Annotated in this window: 14 protein-coding genes and 1 pseudogene; 3 read left to right on the top strand and 12 right to left on the bottom strand. The window is 37.7% G+C overall.

Annotation, left to right across the window (positions count from 1 at the left end; all coding sequences use genetic code 11):
• Positions 1-28: 28 nt before the first annotated feature.
• The 12 genes and pseudogenes from OWR28_RS04835 to lpxB all read right to left on the bottom strand — a co-directional run bounded on the left by OWR28_RS04835 (position 29) and on the right by lpxB (position 20118).
• Positions 29-4459: a GEVED domain-containing protein gene (locus OWR28_RS04835; RefSeq protein ID WP_332385692.1), complete on the bottom strand. Its 4431-nt coding sequence runs from the start codon at positions 4457-4459 to the stop codon at positions 29-31.
• A gap of 164 nt (positions 4460-4623) precedes the next feature.
• Positions 4624-7659, bottom strand: coding sequence for a reprolysin-like metallopeptidase (locus OWR28_RS04830; protein ID WP_332385691.1), 3036 nt, complete (start codon positions 7657-7659; stop codon positions 4624-4626).
• Between the two features lie 180 nt (positions 7660-7839).
• Positions 7840-8388, bottom strand: coding sequence for a DUF6048 family protein (locus OWR28_RS04825; protein ID WP_494168426.1), 549 nt, complete (start codon positions 8386-8388; stop codon positions 7840-7842).
• Positions 8389-8566: 178 nt separating this feature from the next.
• Positions 8567-8944 (bottom strand): hypothetical protein, encoded by a 378-nt coding sequence (locus OWR28_RS04820; RefSeq protein WP_332385690.1) that lies wholly within the window; start codon positions 8942-8944, stop codon positions 8567-8569.
• Between the two features lie 31 nt (positions 8945-8975).
• A complete protein-coding gene (rlmD, locus tag OWR28_RS04815) occupies positions 8976-10364 on the bottom strand; it encodes a 23S rRNA (uracil(1939)-C(5))-methyltransferase RlmD (protein WP_332385831.1) in 1389 nt (462 codons plus the stop codon).
• Between the two features lie 129 nt (positions 10365-10493).
• Entirely contained in the window at positions 10494-12038 is a 1545-nt protein-coding gene (locus OWR28_RS04810) for a TlpA disulfide reductase family protein (RefSeq protein ID WP_332385689.1), read from the bottom strand.
• A gap of 306 nt (positions 12039-12344) precedes the next feature.
• Positions 12345-13082, bottom strand: coding sequence for a succinate dehydrogenase/fumarate reductase iron-sulfur subunit (locus tag OWR28_RS04805; RefSeq protein WP_332385830.1), 738 nt, complete (start codon positions 13080-13082; stop codon positions 12345-12347).
• Positions 13083-13135: 53 nt separating this feature from the next.
• The gene (locus OWR28_RS04800) at positions 13136-15148 is read right to left on the bottom strand and encodes a fumarate reductase/succinate dehydrogenase flavoprotein subunit (protein WP_002976315.1); all 2013 of its coding nucleotides are present in this window, start codon (positions 15146-15148) and stop codon (positions 13136-13138) included.
• A 15-nt stretch (positions 15149-15163) separates the two neighbouring features.
• The gene (locus tag OWR28_RS04795; protein WP_002976313.1) at positions 15164-15826 is read right to left on the bottom strand and encodes a succinate dehydrogenase cytochrome b subunit; all 663 of its coding nucleotides are present in this window, start codon (positions 15824-15826) and stop codon (positions 15164-15166) included.
• Between the two features lie 144 nt (positions 15827-15970).
• A complete protein-coding gene (locus tag OWR28_RS04790) occupies positions 15971-17674 on the bottom strand; it encodes a ComEC/Rec2 family competence protein (RefSeq protein ID WP_332385829.1) in 1704 nt (567 codons plus the stop codon).
• Between the two features lie 209 nt (positions 17675-17883).
• Complete coding sequence (locus tag OWR28_RS04785) at positions 17884-18975, bottom strand: glycoside hydrolase family 99 protein (RefSeq protein WP_332385687.1); 1092 nt, start codon at positions 18973-18975, stop codon at positions 17884-17886.
• A gap of 40 nt (positions 18976-19015) precedes the next feature.
• Positions 19016-20118, bottom strand: a pseudogene (gene lpxB, locus OWR28_RS04780) (lipid-A-disaccharide synthase).
• Between the two features lie 78 nt (positions 20119-20196).
• Between lpxB and OWR28_RS04775 the strand changes: the two are divergent.
• From OWR28_RS04775 to OWR28_RS04765, 3 genes are read left to right on the top strand one after another with little or no spacing between them, the layout of a single operon-like run.
• Positions 20197-20706 (top strand): DUF2480 family protein, encoded by a 510-nt coding sequence (locus tag OWR28_RS04775; RefSeq protein ID WP_332385686.1) that lies wholly within the window; start codon positions 20197-20199, stop codon positions 20704-20706.
• Between the two features lies 1 nt (position 20707).
• Entirely contained in the window at positions 20708-21292 is a 585-nt protein-coding gene (locus OWR28_RS04770) for a protein O-mannosyl-transferase family (protein ID WP_332385685.1), read from the top strand.
• Positions 21289-21966, top strand: coding sequence for a hypothetical protein (locus OWR28_RS04765; protein WP_332385684.1), 678 nt, complete (start codon positions 21289-21291; stop codon positions 21964-21966). The genes OWR28_RS04770 and OWR28_RS04765 overlap by 4 nt, the downstream gene beginning before the upstream one ends.
• The last annotated feature ends 53 nt before the right edge of the window (positions 21967-22019 follow it).

The following is a 22019-nucleotide window of genomic DNA, read 5'->3' as shown; positions in this document are numbered from 1 at the left end:
GAGGCTTATTCTATTTGAAATTTATGTTTTATTCTTTGATAAATTTCTTTTGTGTAGTGTTACCGTTATCATCGATATCAATTACATAAACACCGTTAATCAATCTGCTTACGTTGATCTGGTTGTTTAATAAGATACCGTCTGCGATTACCTGTCCTGCAGCATTGTAGATCTTATATTTAGCTCTCTTGCTAACATTTTTCACAAACAATACTGAACTTACAGGGTTAGGATAAATCATAACGCTTGTCTGATCAATCGGATTGGAAACAGCAGGTTTAGAAATTCTTACCGTGTAATCTTCTACTTCTCCGTTTTTGAAGTCTGTACAGTTTACCGGGATACCATCTCTGGACATTGCTACTCTCATCACGACGTACTTATAGTCTGTCATACTTACAAATGCATCTGACGGCACATTGAATTTACCTGAAACCGGGCTGTTTGAGTTAGGTGAAGAAGTGAATACTCTTTCATTGATGTCAAACTCTCCGTTTCTGTTGAAGTCAATCCATACAGCGATTCCTTCGTTGTAAGTAGTTCCGGTCCATTTTTTCTCGATGATGATCTCGTTATCCGTTGATCCCTGAATCATCTCGATAAATGTTTTAGGCACTCCTGTATAATCTGTATAGGTAGAAGCTCCGGATTCATTTTCCATTGTTTTCTTACCGGTAGGCTTAACAGTCACTTTAGAAATATGCTCTCCTGTAGAGTTCTCAGCCTTCATCTTACAGTAGATTACTGTAGGTGTTGTAAAGTAGTAAGGAGGAGTATAGTTTCCTGGCGTACCGTTACAGATATTCACTACCTGCATTTCATATTTTGTTAATTCTGTAAGACCTGTCAATACAAGGTTATTAACTAATGACGGTACTTCTGTCCAGCTTGGAATCCCTACTTTTCTATATCTAAGAACATACGTTGCTCCAGGGAAAGGATCCCACTGAATTGCCGCTGATGTAGGAAGCAATTGGGTAATTGTTAATCCTGGTGGCGGAATCTCGCAGATTCTTTCTGTTGTAAATACTTTAGGGTTTGAATATGGATTCAGTGTCGTTTCACCATTACACTGGTTAGCGATCTGAACTTCATACGTTGTATATGACTCTAATGGAGTTGTACTTCCTAAAACATAAGTATTTGCTGGTGGTGCAGGTAAGCTTACAGTTGTCCATGTAGTTGTACCCACTTTTCTCCATCTCATGGTATAGGTAGAGCTTGCCGCTAATGGAGCCCATGTAATCAATGCTGTTGTTGGCGTAATGTTACTTACTGTTACATTAGGAGGTGTAGGGTCACATCTGGTTGTAAATGTCTTGATTGGAGTAGCTGTTCCTACAACATCCCCGCAAATAGCGGCTACTTCAACCTCATAAGTAGTAGCAGGTGTCAGGTTGTTGATGACTAACGGAAGGTTACCCAATAGTGTAGAAGCATATACTTCTGTCCATGTTGTTGTTCCCTGAACTCTGTATCTTACTACGTAGCTTACTCCTCCACCTGTGATCGTAACAGTAGCTGTTGTATGAGTGGTTGTAAATGTCGGTGCGTTTGGAGTTGCATTGCTGCAAGGTCTGATTCTTACTCTGTAATCTTCAACTTCTCCATCCACAGCATTCTGACACATTACAGGAGCACTTGAACGTTTCAGTACCACTCTCATTGTTGTAGTCAATGCACCAGTATAAGCTGTTGAAGGAACTGCAAATGTAGCCGTAACAGGAGTAGTTGTATTAGCCGGAGAAATTAAAATTCTCTCTGCATCTGTAAACTGTCCGTTTCTGTCAAAGTCGATCCAGGCTGTTACAGCATCGTTTCCTGTTGAACCCGTCCAGCCTTTTGCTACTGAGATTTTATTATTTTGAGAATTTACATCTAAAGTAATCAGTGTCTCAGGAGTAGTATAGCTGGTATAGTTACCCTGTACCGAAGTATTATTCATTGGTGGAACACCAAGGTTCGAAGAGGTAACTGTTACATTCGAAATATGGTCATTTGTTCCTGTACCTGTCATCTGACAGTAAGACAACGGTGGTGTTGTAAATGTTACTGAGCCGGAGTAAGATCCTGTAGAACCATTACAAGTTGTTGAAACCTGAACTTCATAATTGGTCTGTTCTGTAAGACCGGTAAGCCCATAGAAGTTCTGACCGGCAGGAACTGCAGCAGTTTGCCAAACACCTCCAGGAGTAGTTCTCCATCTGATATTATAAGTAGCTCCTACAGTAGCAACCCATGATACAGTTGCTGTAGTTGCACCAATATTGTTTACTGTGATATTTGTAGGAGGAGCCGTTGAACAGTTCTGAGAGTCTACAAATTTTACCGCATAGTCTTCCACCTCTCCCTGGGAGAATGTTCCACAAGGGTTAGCATTATCAAAATATCTCATTACAACACGCATCCGGGTAGGAAGATTTCCTGTATATACATTACCGCTTGCTACAGTAGGTACTGAGAAAGTAGCCGTTACCGGAGTAGTTGTGTTATAAGTTGTGTTAAGAATTCTTTCACTTGTTTCAAACGTACCGTTTCTGTTAAAATCTACCCATGCTGAAACTCCATATGATGTAGGAGAACCAGGCCAGTATTTGTTTACAGAAATTTTATTATTTGCTGAACCTCTTTCAAAGATAACTACTCTTGTTGCATCTGTGGTATAATCTTTATAATTATCAGATACGGAATTACTTATCATTATAGGAGTATTCGTCGGAGTAACCGTTACATTATTAATATACCCGCTTGTTGCAGTATTACTTGTAGGACCAGCTGTACAATAGGTAAGAGCAGGTGTTGTAAAGGTAACACTTGGTGAGAAAGCACCTGTTGTTCCTCCACAAATAGTAGCTACCTGTACTTCATATGTTGTCTGCTCCAATAATCCTGAAAGCAATTGGTTACTGATTAATGGTGTGTTGACTGCAATTTGCTGCCATGCTCCGGAAGGAGAAACTCTGTATCTTACAATATAAGTAGCTCCTGTAGTAGAAACCCAGGTAACATTAGCTGAAGAAGGAGTTACGTTATTCACCATGATGCCAGAAGGCGGCGCTGTATTACACGCTGACAAATCTATCAGTTTTACCGCATAGTCTTCAGTTTCACCGTAAGAATATGTTCCACAAGCATTGATAGGGCTGTATTCGTTTAATACAACACGCATTCTTGTAGTCAGGTTTCCTGTATAAGCACCACCGGCAGCGGTTGGTACTGTAAATGTGGCTGTTACCGGAGTGGTGGTATTACTTGGTGAGGTAAGTACTCTTTCAGACGCTTCAAAAGTACCATTACGGTTAAAGTCAATCCAAACTCCTGTTAAGAAGCCATACTGATAACCTGGCCACGTTTTTGAAACAGAAACGGTAGCACTACCACCTCTTACCAAAGTAACCACTCTTGTAGGATCTGTACTGTAATCTGTATAACCACTCTGATCAGAGTTACTATACATAGATGGAGCACCTTGTGCGTTAACTGCAACCTGGTTGATATATCCATCAATATAAGTACTCGTAGCACCCGAATTACAATAACTAAGTGCCGGAGTTGTAAAGTTTACACTGGAAGAAAATGCTCCCTGAGTACCACCACAGATAGTAGCCACCTGTACTTCATACTGGGTCTGCTCTGTCAGTCCGGGAATTGTGGCACTCCCTGAAAGAGGGGCGGTAACGTTAACCTGCTGCCATGCCCCTGAAGGTAAACTTCTATATCTTACTACATAAGTAGACCCTGTAGCCGTGTACCAGTTAACAACTGCCGATACAGTAGTTATGTTACTCACAGTAATATTTGATGGCGGAGCAGTAGTACATGGAGTCAGCTGATGGCTTACCAGCTGTATTCTTGGAATGTCAGAATATCTGTCTGATGCAGAAGGCGGTGAAGCCGGATTTGGATTTGCTGTATCTTCATAATAAAGAATACCTCTGTTAGGCCCAGCATTATATGTTCCCCAGGCTGTCCCCGGAGAGGATGAATAACCTGGCGTTTTTTCATTTACAGCAATCGCAAGATTGTCTGTCCCATTCCAAATAAACGGAGTATTCAACTGAAGAGTAACCCAGTTTCCATTCGATATAGCAGGTAAGTCTCCTGCATACACCTGAGTTAAGGAACCTAATGGAATCCAGTTTGTGTTGGATGTAAAGTTATTCTGGGTAGTGTTCCCCATGTAAACAACCCAATCCTTGTAGGAATCCGGAGAGTTTGATACGGTGTTTACATAAAACTTTATGGCTGTGATATAGGTCGACGTACCAATGGCAGCCGAAACTTCCGCAGCAGTATAAATCTGCTGGGAATAACTATACCCGTAATAGGAACGTATGGGGAGATACACTGAGGTACCCGTTCCTGTCCCGATCTGGCCTGCCTGAGCCGAGACTTTAGATACAAAGCCTGTGCAAATCAAACAGAGAAACAGAATTAAAGAGGTAAAGAGTTTCTTCATAATGTTTTCATTATATATTAATCAGACAAATCTAATCATTTTTTATTATTAATTTATAAGTGCATTTAGGTTTTTTTGAAAAAAACAGCAAATTAACTCTTTATGCTTTAAATAAAGAAATCCCCGGAGATTTCCGGGGATTTGCTAATATTTAAAGGTTATCTTTATTTCTTAATGAATTTAGATTTGAATTGCTCAATTCCTTTATCATCTATTGTAATTACGTAACCACCTTTAACTAAAGTAGAAACATTTACTTTTCCATTATTGATATTTCCTTTATCTACTAATTGTCCGGCTGCACTATAAATTTTATAAGTTGCTTTATCTGAAACCTTAGTAACGTTTAGAATATCACTTACCGGATTTGGATAAATCTGAATACCATTATTTTTAACAGCAGTTTCAGCAGTAGCAAGGTTACCTGTAATAACTACGTTATAGTCTTCAACTTCTCCGTAGTCAAAATTATCTCCACATATATAATCTGTAGGTAATGACAGACCAACATTTCCGTTTCCAGTACCAGCACCTACATAGAAAGCTACCACTCTCATTCTTAACGGCTGTCCTTCTACTGCATCAGCTGGAATTGCAACATTTCCACTAACTACAGTTGATGGTTGTGTTAATGCTACAGGGTAATTCAGTACTCTTTCAGAATCACTGAACACACCATCCTTGTTAAAATCAATAAATGCAGCTACTGTATCATAATCTGCAGCATCAGGGTTTCCAACCGTAACAGACATAGGATAAACATTTCCTTTTGTCATGTTAATCTGAAGTGCTGAATTCGTTGTATAGTTTGTATATGTACTGCTTGCAGAAGTATTATTTATATTGGCAAGTGTTACATTTGCAATATACTCATAGCTCGTATCAGTTGTAGAAGCTGAACAATAAGTAACTGCAGGCGTACTGAAGTTTACAGAAGCAGAATATGTCCCTACTACAGTACCACAAACTAAAGCTACCTGAACTTCATATGTTGTACCATCAATTAAATTACTTAAGTTGATTGAAGGAACTGCTGTATCAGCTTCAGTCCATACAGTTGTACCTACCTTTCTGTAACGTACTTTATACGTTGCTCCGGTATAAGACATCCAAGATACACTTGCAGAAGATACAGTAATATTACTTACAGCAACATTAGTTGGCGCAGCACTGCTACATGCAGATAGAGGCGCAATACTAACAGGCCCTACAGCATAGAATACATTCCCTATTGAAGAAACTCTTACCTTAATAGTCTGACCGTTCAATGAAGAAGGGAAAGTAAAGTTTTCAGATCCGTCATTAGGAGTTGAAGCAGATAGTACAGTCCAGGTTGTTCCGTTATCTGTAGTATAGTCAATTTTTACATTAGCAACATTATAAGGAGCTGCATTGGTATTAGCAACAATCCACTGAACCGGAGTTGGAGTATTTACATCAGCATATTGGTTAGCTAATCTGAAAGGGCCATTATCTCCTACAACAATTGTCTGAACTTTAAAAGCTGATTGCTGTTGAGATACAACAGGATTATTATCTCTTACTGTTAATGCGAATTTTGTAGTTCTTGCTTTAGTAGATACAGCTTCCCAGGTATTGTTTGCATTATTCAATACTCCACTCATTACGGATGTAAATTTCGGGAAGTATCTTGTTGGGCTTGTGCTTGGAGCAACCGATCTGAATGAAGCTCCTGACGTAGTATTTCCTAAGTTATATTTATCAATAGAAAGGGTTGCGTCATCTACTTCTTCCCAAGAATAAGTCATCGGATCATTTTCAGGATCTGTAGCAGTACCCGTTAAAGCAAAAGCAGTCCCCTTAGGAATAGTATATGTTGGAAGATCATTAATTACCGGTGGATTGTTGGTAATTGTAGTCTCCACATCACAGGTTTTTGCGATTAAGTTAGCCTGAACCTGCCCGATACTTGCTTTATGGAAATAAGCATCAGAATTTGGCTGAATATCTGTATCAGGACCAGTAATCCCTGCATATCCCATAATGGTAGATCCTGAACCAGGTTCCATATTTACTCCACTTCCTTCAATATTATGAGAGAAGGTATGGTTAGCTCCTAACTGGTGCCCCATCTCGTGTGCAACATAGTCGATATCAAAGCTATCACCTGATGGAATTCCGTTTGCAGGAGAAGTAAACCCTGAACCTTTCCCTTTAGGAACTGTAGTGGTAGGATTAACACATACACATCCGATACATCCGGCGTTTCCTCCACCTCCAGATTTACCGAATAAGTGCCCGATATCATAGTTTTCATTTCCAACATTGGCTGTCAAAGCTGCTTGCAGCTGTCCGTTCCATGCACCTTGTGCCCCGGTTGCAGCAGCGGCATATGGATCTGTAGCCGGATCAATATAAATTACATTTGGGAAATTCTGTAAATTCAAATGCAATGCAAAATCTTTTTCAAAAACTCCGTTTACTCTTGTTAAAGTATTATTGATAGCAACCAGTGCAGGAGCTCTTTTCTGGTCATCTGTAGCGGTAGCAGGTACACCTGCAAGCGTCATAAAGTACTGGGTATACTCACCTGTAACAGACATTGCCAATCTCATTGTTCTGTATTTTTTATCAGAACTCTTATTAAAAATTGTTGGCTGGTTTGAGAATGACTGTCCGTTTTTTAGTAAAGCATCTATTTCCTTCTTAGCAGCAGGAGATTCTTCTGTAGAACATAAGAACCCATTCTTTTCCTTTTTTGTTTTCGGGTGAACAGCATAAACTGTTTTATCTGCAGAAGCAGGGTCAATAAATTCATACTTGTCTCCATGAATGATCATTGACTGAAAATCATTAGGAGCAATACTGAATCTTAAATACTTGGTTGGATCATCAACACTTGTTCCAACATAAGATCCTAGTTCATACTTATCTGCCAGTTCTTTTACAACCACTGGAAAACTGTATACATTAAATCTTTCAATCTTCCCACTCATAGTAGGAAGAGAAATTACTACAGGAGTGGAATTTGCTCCCATTTCCTGTGCATTCTTCAGCTGAGATCTCAGTAAGTTCAGGTCTAACTTATAGTACCCATTACCTCTTACATTAGATTGATCTACTCTAAATCCTGTACTTCTTTTGTTATCGTCTCCTTTTTTAAAAGAAGTTGGTGTCCATTGGCCGAACACTGCTCCTCCTATAAAAGTAAACATTAAAGCAGTAAATACTCTTTTCATAAATTAAAACACAATTATAATTTTCGCCAAATATAGCTAATTTATAACTCACACAGATAAAATAAGTTAATATTTTTTAATATTATACACCCTTCAAGCTTATTCATTAAAAAAAATACAAACTCCAGAATGTACTGAAGTTTGTATTTTATATATTTTAAAAGTTAAGGATGGCTATTTTTAAAACTTATAGGCAATATTCCATGCAAATCCCATATTAAACTTTGAAGAACTTCTTCCGAATCCGGGAACAATCATTGGAGAGATATCATCCTGCTTGGAAGTGTATACCAAATATCTTGGCTGAAGATTCACGTCAATATAGAAGTTGGAATTGAATAACTGCACTCTGCCGCCTATAGTCCCCTCAAGCCAGAAAGAAGACTGTGATGATGAAGGAAAAGCTTCAGAAGAGTTACTTCCTCCAAATCCACGAACTGGTACTGCCATATATTCCTGGTTGTAGAATGATCCGGCAGCCTTCCCTCCTGCATAAAATCCGTTGAATTCATTTTCCGCATCTTTTGCCAGCATATAGAATGCACCCAACTTAACGAAAGGACCATTTACTTTAGCATCATAACCATTCTTCTGGTATATATTTTTTTCAAAACCAGCCTCTGCAATGGCGTGTACATTTCCTCTGATTTTCGAAGAAATAAATCCCTGATACAGCTTTCTGTCCGAAAAGAACCCAACTCCGGTATTCAATACATCAAGCCCAACCATAAAATTAGGCTCATATTTCTCATGAACTTTCTTCTCTGCTTCCTTTTTTCTCTTGTGCCCAGCTTATTATTCCCAATAAACTAAAAAGAAAGGTAAAGATTAGTCTTGTCTTCATTCTCTATTTGATTTTGTCCGGCTTCCAGTTTCAGAACAGGATTCGGAGTTACTAATTCTGAAGTTAAATTTTCATAAGTTTTTTGATCCCACATCCAGGAGATACATAGGTTGACTTTGTACTATACCCGATTCTTACATGAGACTCGGGGCCTTTGAATCTGGTTTTGAAATAAACGTCTGTATACGGTGAGTTGTCTACACGTAAAGGAATTAACCTGGAATCAATGTTTGCAAGTTTTCCCAGATCCACCTTTCCTGCGCCATAGTCTACTGATACATACAAAGTATCTATGGTGGTATCTTTTCCGCTTGCCAGTGTCCTGAAGCCTACCTTCATTCTGGGAGTTCCTTCTCCGCTTTCACAGATATCATCATCACCGCCACAGGAAAAAAGCATCCCTAAAAAACAGATTGCAATGAGAAATTTAAAGTACTTCATAGTAAGATTTGGAAATTCAAATTTAAATAATTTATTTTTTAACCAGCAATGCGATGTTCTCGACATGGTGTGTCTGCGGGAACATATCTACCGGTAAGATCTTTACTAAAGTATAATGTTCTTTCATCAAAGCAAGGTCTCTTGCCTGTGTTGCAGAATTACAGCTTACATAAACTACTTTTTCCGGTGAAAGTTTTAAGATCTGTTCCACAACTTTCTGGTGCATTCCGTCTCTTGGAGGATCCGTGATTAACACATCTGCTTTAGGATGGTTAGCCATAAATTCATCATTGAAAATATCTTTCATATCTCCGCAATAGAACGTTGTGTTGGTAAGTCCGTTCAATGCAGCATGTTCTATCGCTGCATCTATCGCTTCCTGTACGGATTCTATTCCGATTACCTGTTTTGCATTTCTTGCCACATACTGTGCAATAGTACCCGTTCCTGTATAAAGGTCATACACCACTTCATCTCCTTTCAGGTCTGCGAACTCCAGGGTTTTTCTATACAGTTCCAAAGCCTGCTTGTAGTTGGTCTGAAAGAATGATTTCGGACCGATCTTAAACTGCAGTCCGTCCATTTCTTCCATAAGGTATCCTTCCCCAAAATATACTTCAATATTTAAATCATAAATAGAATCATTCTGTTTAGAGTTGATAGCATACACCAACGTTTTAATCTGAGGGAATTTCTCTAATAGGAATTCAAAAAGCTTTTCTCTGTTTTCTTTTTCTTCCCTGTAAAGCTGGAAAAGAACCATCCATTCTCCTTTGGAATTCTGTCTCATCATTAAGGTTCTTAAAAACCCTTCCTGATTTCTCACATCAAAGAAGTCCAGACCATTGTTTACTCCATATTCTTTTACTGCCAGTCTTATTGCATTGGAAGGATCTTCCTGAAGGAAACATTCTTTCAGGTCAAGAATTTTGCTCCACATTCCCGGGATATGGAAACCTAGAGCATCTTTGCTTCCGAAATTCTCTTCAGAGCTGATTTCGTACTGGGTAAGCCATCTTGCATTGGAGAAAGAAAACTCCATTTTATTTCTGTAAAAATATTGCTCCTCAGATCCTAGAATCGGCACGGTTTCAAAAGCATCAATACCGCCTATTCTTTTAATATTATTGTATACTTCTTCCTGCTTAAAATCAAGCTGTTTTTCATAGCTCATATTCTGCCACTTACACCCTCCGCAGGTACCGAAATGAACACATTTAGGTTCAACCCTGTAAGGTGATTTCTCAAGCACTTCCACAGCTTCGCCTTCATAATATTTTGACTTCGCTTTTTTCACTCTCACATTGACAACATCACCTGGAATTGCACCTGAGACCATTACAGTCTTACCTTCGTCTGTTCTTCCAATTGCCACGCCTTTTGCACCGGCTGTTAACAGCTTTATATTTTCAAGAACTATATCTCTTTTTTCTTCCTGCTCATTCTAAAATTTTCTATTTTCCTAATTGAAACCTTACGTTTCAGTTTGCAAAAATACAATAAAAAAACCTTATCCGCAGATAAGGTTTCTATACTGTGTTAAAGTTTATTATTTTGTCGGAGCCGGCTGCGGATTTGCTGGCTGTGGAGCTTGCTGCTGTGCCGCAGAAGGATCAAGCTGCAATTGTGGCTGCATTTGAGCATTCGGATCTACTTTTGGTGCAGAAAGGCCTGTTTGCTTATCCAGAATAGTCACTAATTCCTGCTCACCAAGGTTCACAAATGATCTGCTGGCGATTTTACCGTCTTTATCAATGATGACAAAGCAAGGTAATTTGAATCCGTATACCCCGTATTTCTTTGCGATATCAGAGTTCAGGCCTCCTTCTCCGTAAACATTCACTCCCTGAATTCCTTTCAACAAAGCGTTGCTTGTTTTAATGAACTGGTCTTTTGTATCGTCAACGTTTACATATACAAAATTCATTTTAGACTTATAGAAGTTCACCACTTCTTTCAATACAGGTACTGTAGCTTCGCTGATGTAAGGATTCCATGAAGCATAGAAGAACAGCATATAAGGTTTTCCTTTGTTTTCAGAAAGTTTATAAGCCTTTCCGTCTTGCTTTACCAAAGCCGCTTCAGGAGCCGCTTCACCAATTTTAAGTCCTGTAATAGCAACCTGCATTTTTAAAAGGTCACTTTTAATCGTAGCATCTTTAATATCTGAATCGATAATCTTTTTAATCTTGTCAATATTTGCAGCAGGAGTTGTAGGATGAATATCAGCCTGAGCCATTACAAATGCCAAAAGATAATCCTTTGCAGTCTGAGATAAATCTTTCTTTGTTTTTAAATACTGAGCGAACATCTCAGAAGTTGTAATTCCTGTTTTTCCTTTGCTGTTGGCTTCAGCATATTTCTGGAAATCCGGAGTCATTTTTACAAGAAGATATTGTCTGTAAAGAGGAATGGTTTTTACCATCGTATCTTTGTCGGTTTCTAACTGAGTTTCGTAATCTTTGAAAGCCTTGGAAGCTTTGTAAGAAGGATTTCCGGACATTGGTCCATGAGACATTTCATAGTTGGCAAGTAAATTAAGAATGGTTACTTTCACATCGTTTTTCTTCCATTCTAAAAGTGCTTTACTTGGATTATTCTTTTTTGCAAGATCATCTACATTTTTATTAATATCAGTTTCAATTTTGTGCATTCCTTTCAGAAATGCAGCTTCATCTCCACTCATTAATACCTGTAAGTTAACTTTAGTACCATAGTCAGCTAAAAATTTCTGAGTAGCTGTAAGGAAATCATTATTTTTCTTAGCATCTCCGGTAATTACGAATTCATTTGGGAAAGTAGCCCCGTTTCCAGAGATATTTACTTTTTGTCCTCCTTCAAGATAGATCAGGTTTTGTCTGCCTGCATAGTTGATCACGTACATCCCGTCTTTAGGAGCGTCAAAATTTCCTGAAAAGTTTCCGTCTTTATCCAGACCAATATTAATTAAAGGCAGGGTTCCTACCCCTGAAGCTTCTACAAATTCAATTCTTTCTAAAGGTGAGCTTCCAGTAATTTTTCCTTTTACTTCTACTTTTTTTGAACAAGACATCACAAAAAATGTGATGATAAACAATAAAAGATATTTTTTCATTTCAATTTTTAATATTACACAAAAATACGCTTTTTAGGGCTTGCTAATTCACACTATTTATTTTTTTAAAAATTTTATTATTACCGTTCAAAAGCGGGATTTGCATTGTTTAACAATCTCTTTTTCATGGTAAAAAGCAATTGAAAGTGTTTTCTGAAAACCATTCAACTACGCTCCAAATATATACTTAATAAATAAAGAATAGCAAAAACCAGTCAATAAGTTAACAAACTTTAACAGGCTAATCCCTATCATAAAAAAATCGCCTCCAAAATGAAGGCGATTTTCTATGTATTTGAATCAATTCTATCCTTGATCTACAAGAGCAGCCATGTATTCTCTGTTCATTCTTGCGATATTTTCAAGAGAAATCCCTTTAGGACATTCTACTTCACATGCACCAGTGTTTGAACAGTTACCAAATCCTTCTTCATCCATAGCTTTCACCATGTTCAGAACTCTTCTCTTAGCTTCTACTCTACCTTGAGGAAGCAATGCATACTGAGAAACCTTAGCTCCTACGAAAAGCATTGCAGATCCGTTTTTACAGGTAGCTACACAGGCACCACATCCGATACAAGCCGCAGCATCCATTGCTCTGTCTGCATCTTCTTTCGGAACCGGAATAGCGTTAGCATCCAATGTATTACCAGAAGTATTCACAGAAATGAAACCACCTGCTGCCATTACTCTGTCGAATGCGCTTCTGTCTACCATTAAGTCTTTGATAACCGGGAAAGCAGCACTTCTCCATGGTTCAATAACGATTGTTTCACCATCTTTGAACATTCTCATGTGAAGCTGGCAGGTAGTGATCCCTGTATCCGGCCCGTGAGCTCTACCATTGATGTAAAGGGAACACATTCCGCAGATCCCTTCACGGCAGTCGTGATCGAAAGCGATAGGTTCTTTACCTTCGTTAATTAAATTTTCGTTCAGGATATCCAGCATCTCTAAAAATGAAGAGTCTGTAGATACATCTGATATTTTATAGGTCTCAAACTGACCTTTAGTTTTACTATTTTTTTGTCTCCAAATTTTCAGCGTAAGATGTAAGCCTTTTTTGCACTCATAATGTTATATTTATAGGTTGGAGATTATTTATAACTTCTAGTTTTAACCTCGATGTTCTCGTAGATCAGTTCTTCTTTATGCAACACTTCCGCGTTGATATCTGCTCCCTGATATTCCCAAGCTCCGACGTATTTGTAGTTTACGTCATCTCTTTCCGCTTCTCCGTCCGGAGTTGAATGGTCTTCACGGAAATGTCCACCACAAGATTCATTTCTGTGTAGTGCATCGATAGCCATTAATTGTCCAAGTTCCAGGAAGTCTGCTACTCTGAATGCTTTTTCAAGCTCAGTGTTCATCCCTTCTCCTTCACCAGGTACTTTTACGTTTTTCCAGAAATCGTTTCTTACTTCTTCGATTTCTTTGATTGCTTCTCTCAACCCTTCAGGAGTTCTTCCCATACCTACTTTGTTCCACATAATGTGCCCCAGTTTCTTATGGAAATAGTCTACTGAATGAGTTCCTTTATTATTTAAGAAGAAATCAATTTTCTCTTTAATTCCTTTTTCAGCTTCGTCAAACGCTCCTGAATTGGTAGGAATAGCTCCTGTTCTGATATCTGCAGAAAGGTAATCTGCAATCGTGTACGGAAGTACAAAATACCCGTCAGCAAGACCTTGCATCAATGCAGAAGCACCAAGTCTGTTTGCACCGTGATCTGAGAAGTTGGCCTCACCGATTACGAAACATCCAGGAATTGTAGACTGAAGGTTATAATCAACCCATACACCACCCATTGTATAGTGAACTGCAGGATAGATCTTCATTGGAGTTTTGTAAGGATCATCTGCTGTAATTTTTTCGTACATTACGAATAAGTTACCGTATTTCTCCTCTACCCACTTCTTACCAAGGTCATAGATCTGCTGATCTGTTGGGTTATGAATATGTTTTTCGATAGCGGCTTCTCTACCTTTCTTCATGATCTCTGTAGAGAAATCAAGGTAAACGCCTTCTTTGGTGTCATTATTTTCAATTCCGAATCCGGCATCACATCTTTCCTTAGCAGCTCTTGAAGCAACGTCTCTAGGTACAAGGTTACCGAATGCAGGATATCTTCTTTCCAAATAATAATCTCTGTCTTCTTCTTTAATATTTTCAGGTCTCAGTTTACCTTCTCTGATGGCCACAGAATCTTCAATCTTTTTAGGAACCCAGATTCTTCCTGAGTTTCTTAATGATTCAGACATCAAAGTCAGTTTAGACTGCTGTGTTCCGTGAACAGGAATACAAGTCGGGTGAATCTGTACATAGCAAGGATTTGCGAAGTAAGCTCCTTTCTTGTGAATTTTCCATGCTGCAGAAACGTTCGATCCCATTGCGTTGGTAGAAAGGAAATATACGTTTCCGTATCCTCCCGAAGCAATAACTACAGCGTGGGCAGAATGTCTTTCGATTTCACCTGTTACAAGGTTTCTTGCGATGATTCCTCTTGCTTTTCCGTCAACAATTACAAGATCCATCATTTCATGACGGTTGTACATTTTGATTCTACCTTTACCGATCTGACGGCTCATTGCAGAATAAGCACCTAATAATAACTGCTGTCCGGTTTGTCCTTTTGCATAGAAAGTTCTTTTTACCTGAACCCCACCAAATGAACGGTTATCTAACTGACCTCCGTAATCTCTACCGAAAGGAACCCCCTGGGAAACACACTGGTCAATAATATTTGCAGAAACTTCAGCTAATCTGTAAACGTTGGCCTCTCTTGCTCTATAGTCGCCACCTTTGATGGTATCATAGAATAATCTATAAGTAGAGTCACCGTCTCCCTGATAATTCTTAGCTGCGTTGATCCCTCCCTGAGCTGCAATAGAGTGAGCTCTTCTTGGAGAATCCTGATAGCAGAATGCTTTTACGTTATAGCCTTGCTCAGCTAATGTAGCTGCTGCAGAACCTCCTGCCAAACCTGTACCTACAACAATAATATCAATCTTATCTCTGTTGTTTGGTGCAACAAGGTTCATATGGTCTTTATGATTTTTCCATTTATCCTTTAAAGGACCCGCTGGAATTTTTGAATCTAATTTACTCATATTAGTATATTGATATTATTGAGTTACAAAGTGAAAAATTGCGATAAAAATAAACCCTGCAGGAATAAGGATTGAATACCATTTTCCGAAAGCTTTGATTACCGGTGTATATTTTGGATGTCTTGCTCCAATAGACTGGAATGAAGACTGGAATCCGTGAGCTAAGTGTAAGCCTAATAAAACAAAAGCAATTACATACAAAGCGACTCTCCAGATATCCGCAAACTTCTCATGAAGCTCCGGCCAGAAACGTTCTGCATCAGGAGTCAAAACTTCTACATACTTGTAGTTGATCTCGTGTAACCAGAAATCGTAAAAGTGAAGCACTAAAAAAGCTAAAACAACAGCTCCTGAAATAATCATATTTCTGGACATCCATGAAGAGTTCACAGAAGGATTGTTAGATGCGTACTTGATCGGACGCGCTTTATTATTCTTGATCTCCAATACAAACCCCATAATGAAATGGAAAATTACTGCAAAACCAAGAATAGGCTGCATTAAGAACTGCACAAAAGGATTATAGCCCATAAAATCTGATGCTGTATTGAATGCATCACGATTCAGAACTGATAACAAATTGGTCGTCAAATGCAGTATAAGAAAAATCAGCAAAAATAGAGCTGATAATGCCATAGCATATTTTCTACCTATCGTAGAACTCGTTAAACCTGCCATATAAGTTTAAATTTGAATTTCCACAAAATTAAGAAAGTTTAACAATATCAAAAAGTGAGAAATCTCACAATTAGACAGTTTGTAATCTTTCTAAATAAGAATTTATCCATTATAGATGCGGGAAAATTTCTAACTTAAGAACCATTATTTCAGATCATAAATTTTATCTCTGAAAACTGCTTTTTGGGCAGAAGATGACATGCTTTTTATTTCAAAACCGCCCACCCTTCTGGATGCACAATAAGGGTTGATAACATACCGTAGAATCTTCGCCTCATTTTTCATATCCGAAATCCAGAAAGACACTTTGTTCCCCGTTTTTATGGAGAGAATTTTATTTTTACCAAAGGTATGAACCAGTATTTCTTCTTTCCGGTTTTCAAAAGCCGTACTTCCTGTTCTTATCATCAGAAATACTAAAACAGCCATCATCAATGCCATTGAGTTTTTAAAATTGAATTTCAGCATCAAAGATCTTAATAAAAAAACGGCTGCTGAAACTGACAGTACTTCCATCCCATTCATCGGAATATTTTCAAAGAACAATACATCTGCCTCAGCAAACCAATGGATCGCCTTGAGTAAAATATGAATAACCCAATCATAGACCCGGTTTATCAATTCAAAATCAGCGCTGGCAGAAATGAGCGCGGTCATTAAGAATGAAAAAACAATGATGATTTCAGAAAAGGGAACAATAACAAAATTCGCAAGGATCGAGACCAATGAAAACTGATGAAAGTAATACAGTACCACAGGTAATGTTGCCAGCTGAGCTGACAGAGATATTGTAATGGTATTAAACAGTATTTTTTTAATATAATTATCCTGTTTGGGAAAATATTTTAAAAAGGGCTGATTCAGCCAATAAATCCCCAAAACGGCTAAAAAGCTAAGCTGAAATCCTATATCAAAAAGCTGTTGTGTATCTGCAATTAAAATAAAAAAGGCTGATAAAGCCAATGAATGAAGCAAATCCGGCTTCCGTTGAAGCAACATGAAGATAAAATAAACGCTCAGCATAATACACGAACGCAGAACCGAATTTCCAAATCCAATAAAAGCAGCAAACATCCAGATAAAAGCCAAACTGATAGTTACTGCATATTTTCTGAATCTTAATGGAGTAAAACGGATCAGCAAAAAGTAAAGCATTCCAAAGATCACAACGATATGGGTTCCGGAGATCGCCAAAAAGTGAACCAGCCCTGACTTATTGAAATCCCTGACAGTATCTGCATCAATTTCTGTACGGTCTGCGAGAATAATGCCTTTTAAAAATTCTTTGCTTTTTCCTGACATTCCGGTTTCATCAATTCTATTGAGAACTGTAAACCTGTATTGCCGCAGCTTATCTGTAATTATTAAATCATCCCGCCCTGCAGATCCGATCTCTTTTGAAATATAAATCTGATAATAAATATGCTTTCTTCCGAGATACCGGGTGTAATCAAACTGAAAATCATATTGAGGAGCTTCAGGCTGCGTAATATAAGCCTCAGTCTTGTAATAATGAATAAAATTCAGCTCTTTATAATCTCTTGGAACATAAAAAATTGAATGTAAACTTTTGTTTCCAGTTTGTGTTGTTCCTTCATATTTTCTATATTTTTCAGTAGAGCTCAGTTTTTGAGAAATCTTAAAAATTATTATGTCTTTTTGCTTTACCTGCAAATGTTCACCTGATGAAAAGGAATTATAAAAATGAAGAATAATTCCTGCTCCAAAAAACAAAAGCATCAGTAAAACGGGTTTGGTTTTGTACAGAAAATAAGAATGGAAGCATATTAAGATCAGAAGAAGCAAACAAATTGCGGCAGTCCAATAAATAGTGCATTCTGCCAACATCATTTTATCCTGAAAAAAATTCCAAGAATAAAACATACTGCGAGAATAAGAAGAGGCTGTTTTTGCAATTCCAGTTAATTATCTGTAAAAAGTAGATAATTAATAAATGATTTATGATCTCCTAAATAATTGATAAGCGTCCCGTTATCCATCAAAGATGTCAACAGAACGCTTAATTTATTTTTATAAAAATTACGTTTGAAAGTATGCTATTTCTTTTTCAGAAATTTATCCGTCAAACGCTTTGTTTCTTTAATATAAAATAAAGGATCTTTCCCATAATCTTCGTATTTGAAATCCCCTGCCTTTTTAGGAACAGCTGGCTCTATCTGTGTTCCTTCATGCCATTCGTTGAATGATGTGATTCCAATGAAATCCGGATTAACTTTAATGGCAGCATCAAACATATTTTCGTAATACTTTCCATTGTTTCTGCTTTTGAAGTTGGCTTCATTCCACGGACGTATTCTTGTATCCGAATAACCCGGCCCGACACAAGGGATAAAAATCAGGTGATGCTCTTTGGCAAAACCAGCCATAAAATCCCAGTTGGCAACAGTACTTCCATACACAAAGCCTTCGCTGGCAAAATAGGTATAGAAACCGTCAAATCCTGACGAATCAAAAAATTCAGCATCATCCTTTTCAACCCAAAGCCCGATATAAACAGCATCTAAATCTGTATTCCTGACTGTTTTCTCCCCATTTTCGGATAGTATTTTTTTCCATTCTTCTTTGGGAATTTTATAGCTGTCATACACATAAAAAAGGGGCTTCCCTTCTTTTTTATAGAAAGCATGGTGTTGAGAATAGGTTTTTATGAGATAAGAAAGCTGCTCTTTTAATTCTGATGTATTTTTATAGAAAGGCTCTATGTGGAATGCTATTTTTAAATGAAACCGGTCTGCAATATCCAGATATTTGATAAGACTCTTATCTGTGAACGAATCTTTTCCCAGCCAGCTTACTACAACGACTCCCACCCCGGCATCCTTGATCATTTTCATATGCTTCTCAATGATCTTTGGGTCATTGGAGCTGTAATTTCCCAGTGCCGGGTAAAAATTAGCTCCAATATCATCTCCTCCTTTGTGATGCCCCAGGTTGTTCCATTTCGGATTATTCCAATGAGGAAGGATCTCATGATTCCAGTGATGATAGCTTCCGTCTGTTGCAGGATTTCCGTACCAGCCGTAATAAAATATCTGGACTTTATCTCTTTCGTTATTCTGCTGTGCAAAACTGTTTGAAAAAAATAATGTAATGGTCAGTAATAACAGGAAACGGTTAAAATAATTCATAGTTAAAAAGTAATTAAATTCTCAAAGACCCTGGTAAAAATTATACTTTCAATATTACCTCAGCAGCATGTTCACTGGCTCCTTTTCCACCAAGTTTTTCTCTCAGAAGATGGTAGTCATTCAGAACCTGCTCTCTTTTTTCTCCTGCCAGAATTTTATTGAGTTCTGCTACCAGATTTTTAGTATTCAGATCATTTTGAATCAGTTCTTTCACAACTTCTCGATCCATAATCAGGTTAACCAGAGAAATGTAATTGATATTTTTCACCAGTCTTTTTGCAATGGCATAAGAAATTTTGCTTCCGCGATAGCACACCACTTCAGGAATGTTCAGCAAAGCAGTTTCCAGGGTAGCCGTTCCGGAAGTTACGAGAGCTGCTTTTGAACATCTTAGCAAATCATAGGTTTTATTGGAAACAAAGTGAACATTATCATCCACATATTTCTGATAAAATTCTTTCGGAAGGCTCGGCGCTCCGGCAATTACAAACTGATAGTTCTGAAATTGCGGTCTTACAGAAAGCATCATTTCAAGCATCTTTTCCACTTCCTGTTCTCTGGAACCCGGTAAAAGAGCAATGATTTCTTTTTCATTGAGTCCGTTTTCCGATTTGAATTTTTCAACACTGATTTCCTGCAAATCTGAAATAGCATCCAGCAAAGGATGGCCTACAAAATGAGAGTGAACACCATGCTTTCTGTAAAAATCCTCTTCAAAAGGAAGAATCACCATCATTTCATCCACATATTTTTTGATAATCTCTACACGTCCTTCTTTCCACGCCCAAAGCTGTGGGGAAATATAATAAACGACCTTGATTCCAAGCTCTTTGGCAAATCTGGCAATTCTCAGGTTAAAACCCGGATAATCTACCAGAATCAAAACATCAGGTCTGTTCTTCTGAATATCCTCTTTACAGAATTTAATATTATTCAGAATGGTGCGGAGGTTCATTACAACTTCCAGGAATCCCATAAAAGCAAGGTCACGATAATGTTTTACCAGTGTTCCCCCTGAGCTTTCATCAGATCACCTCCCCAAAATCTGAATTCCGCATTGGGATCTTTATGTTTCAAGGCTTTCATCAGGTTGCTTCCATGCAAGTCACCGGAAGCTTCTCCTGCAATAATATAATACTTCATTTCTATAGTAAGGATAGAGAACAAATTAAGACAGATATGATCTTAATTCGTAAATTTGTTCAAAGATAATGATAAAAAATGTCAGAAGAATTTGAAATCAGGAATAAAGTTGCAGAAAGCGGCCTTATCAATTTTGACCTTACCACTTTACTGCCAAAAGGGGAAAGAAAGGGTATTGACCTTAAAGATTTTCTTTTCCAGGAGATGATCCTCAAAGAAAAAGATTTCCGTGAAAAGGTAGACGCAATCGATACTGAACAATATAAAGATGCTTATATATACATCTACAATTCTGTAGATACTATTATTCCTCTTTGGGCTTATTTTGTGTTAACGGCAAAACTTACGGATGTAGCCAAGAAAATAGTATTTGGAAGCCGCGAAGATCTGGAGGTTATTTTAATGCATAATGCCATCCAGACTTATGATTTTGAGGAAATGAGAGGAAAAAGAGTGCTTGTAAAAGGCTGCTCTGATAAAGAAATCCCTGAAAATGCTTATATTGAATTGGTAGAACAGTTAAAACCAATAGTAAAATCCCTGATGTTCGGAGAAGCTTGCTCTAATGTTCCTATTGTAAAGAACTAATATGAACAAATCTTTATCAGCCGTATTTTTATTTATTATTTTTCTTGGTATCTATTATTGCGGGAGTTTTTCAAAAATTCCTTTTGCAGACTGTGTGGGATTTGTGCTGAGTGCAGAAAAAGGCATATGGGAAACAACGGCTACCGCAACCAGTCACTTTTTATATATTAATACTGTTATTTTCATTAAAAATCTGGCAGGGATCAACGCTATTGAAGCAAGCAGGTTTTTAGTAGTTTCTTCAGGGGCCGCCACAGTTTCTGTCATTTATCTCACGGTGAAAAGTATTTCAAAAACAGAATGGGCTTCTATTACGGCTGCTTTTGTATTTGGTTTCAGTTTTACCTTTTGGAGAAATGCGGAAATCGTGGAAGTATATACTTATAATTCGTTTTGGGTAAGCCTTTTTTTCTTTTCGGTTATCAAAAGTTTTACAGAAAACAAAAGAATCTATATCCTGTTAAGCAGTGTATTTCTAGGGATAAGCTTATGGGTACATATTCAGAATATTCTCCTGATCCCAGCTTTACTGATCTTTCTATTTTATTTCAGAAATGAAAAAAATATGCTGCAGCTTCACTATTGATTTTTGTTGTGCTATTCAGTTCTTTATTCATTCTGAATATCTCCCAGGGGCTTCCTTTCAAATCTCCTTATAGTTCTGACCAGGGAACATGGGTAGAAGATTCCCTGAAAAAAGATTTCATTCAATATGTAAAGGATTTTTTTCAATCTTTCGTATATCTTATTTATAATTTCAATCTGTTCACCTATTTTGGTATCGCTGGAATTTTTCTATTGTACAAGACCAACAGAAAAATGTTTTCTGTTTTTGCTGCGGGAGCCGTATGTGTGTATGGATTTTCAACGTTTTATGCGGTATCAGACAATTATGTTTTCTTTTTGCCTTTCAATATCATTTTTGCTTTGTCTATAGGATATGGCCTCTCTTCTGTCAAATATGCTCATCTAAGAAAATTTTCATGGGTTTGCCTGTTGATTCCTGTGGGATATTTCTTGCTGTATAAAGTCATATTCTTAACAGAGAAAGGAAAAGAGTTCCATTCATTTAAGGAGTATAAAGGCGGGCTCTCTTATTATATACTTCCATGGATGAATAACAATGTAGGTATTCTGGAATTCACCATTGATAAAAAGCAGGCTCCAGAACCTATTGAATGGATGACCGTTAGTGCAGTAGAATATATAAAGCTGTTAAAAAGCAAAGGATATACAGAAGATCAGATCAGAAAACTTTAACAATAATTATGAAAGGCGGTCATTTTATGAGGCATATTTTTTGATAACTTTGG

Origin of the sequence: Chryseobacterium sp. 1B4 (assembly GCF_036631475.1) — a bacterium.
GTDB lineage: Bacteria > Bacteroidota > Bacteroidia > Flavobacteriales > Weeksellaceae > Chryseobacterium.
The sequence above is the reverse complement of the archived record's forward strand: the minus strand, read 5'-3'. Positions and strand labels throughout refer to the sequence as shown.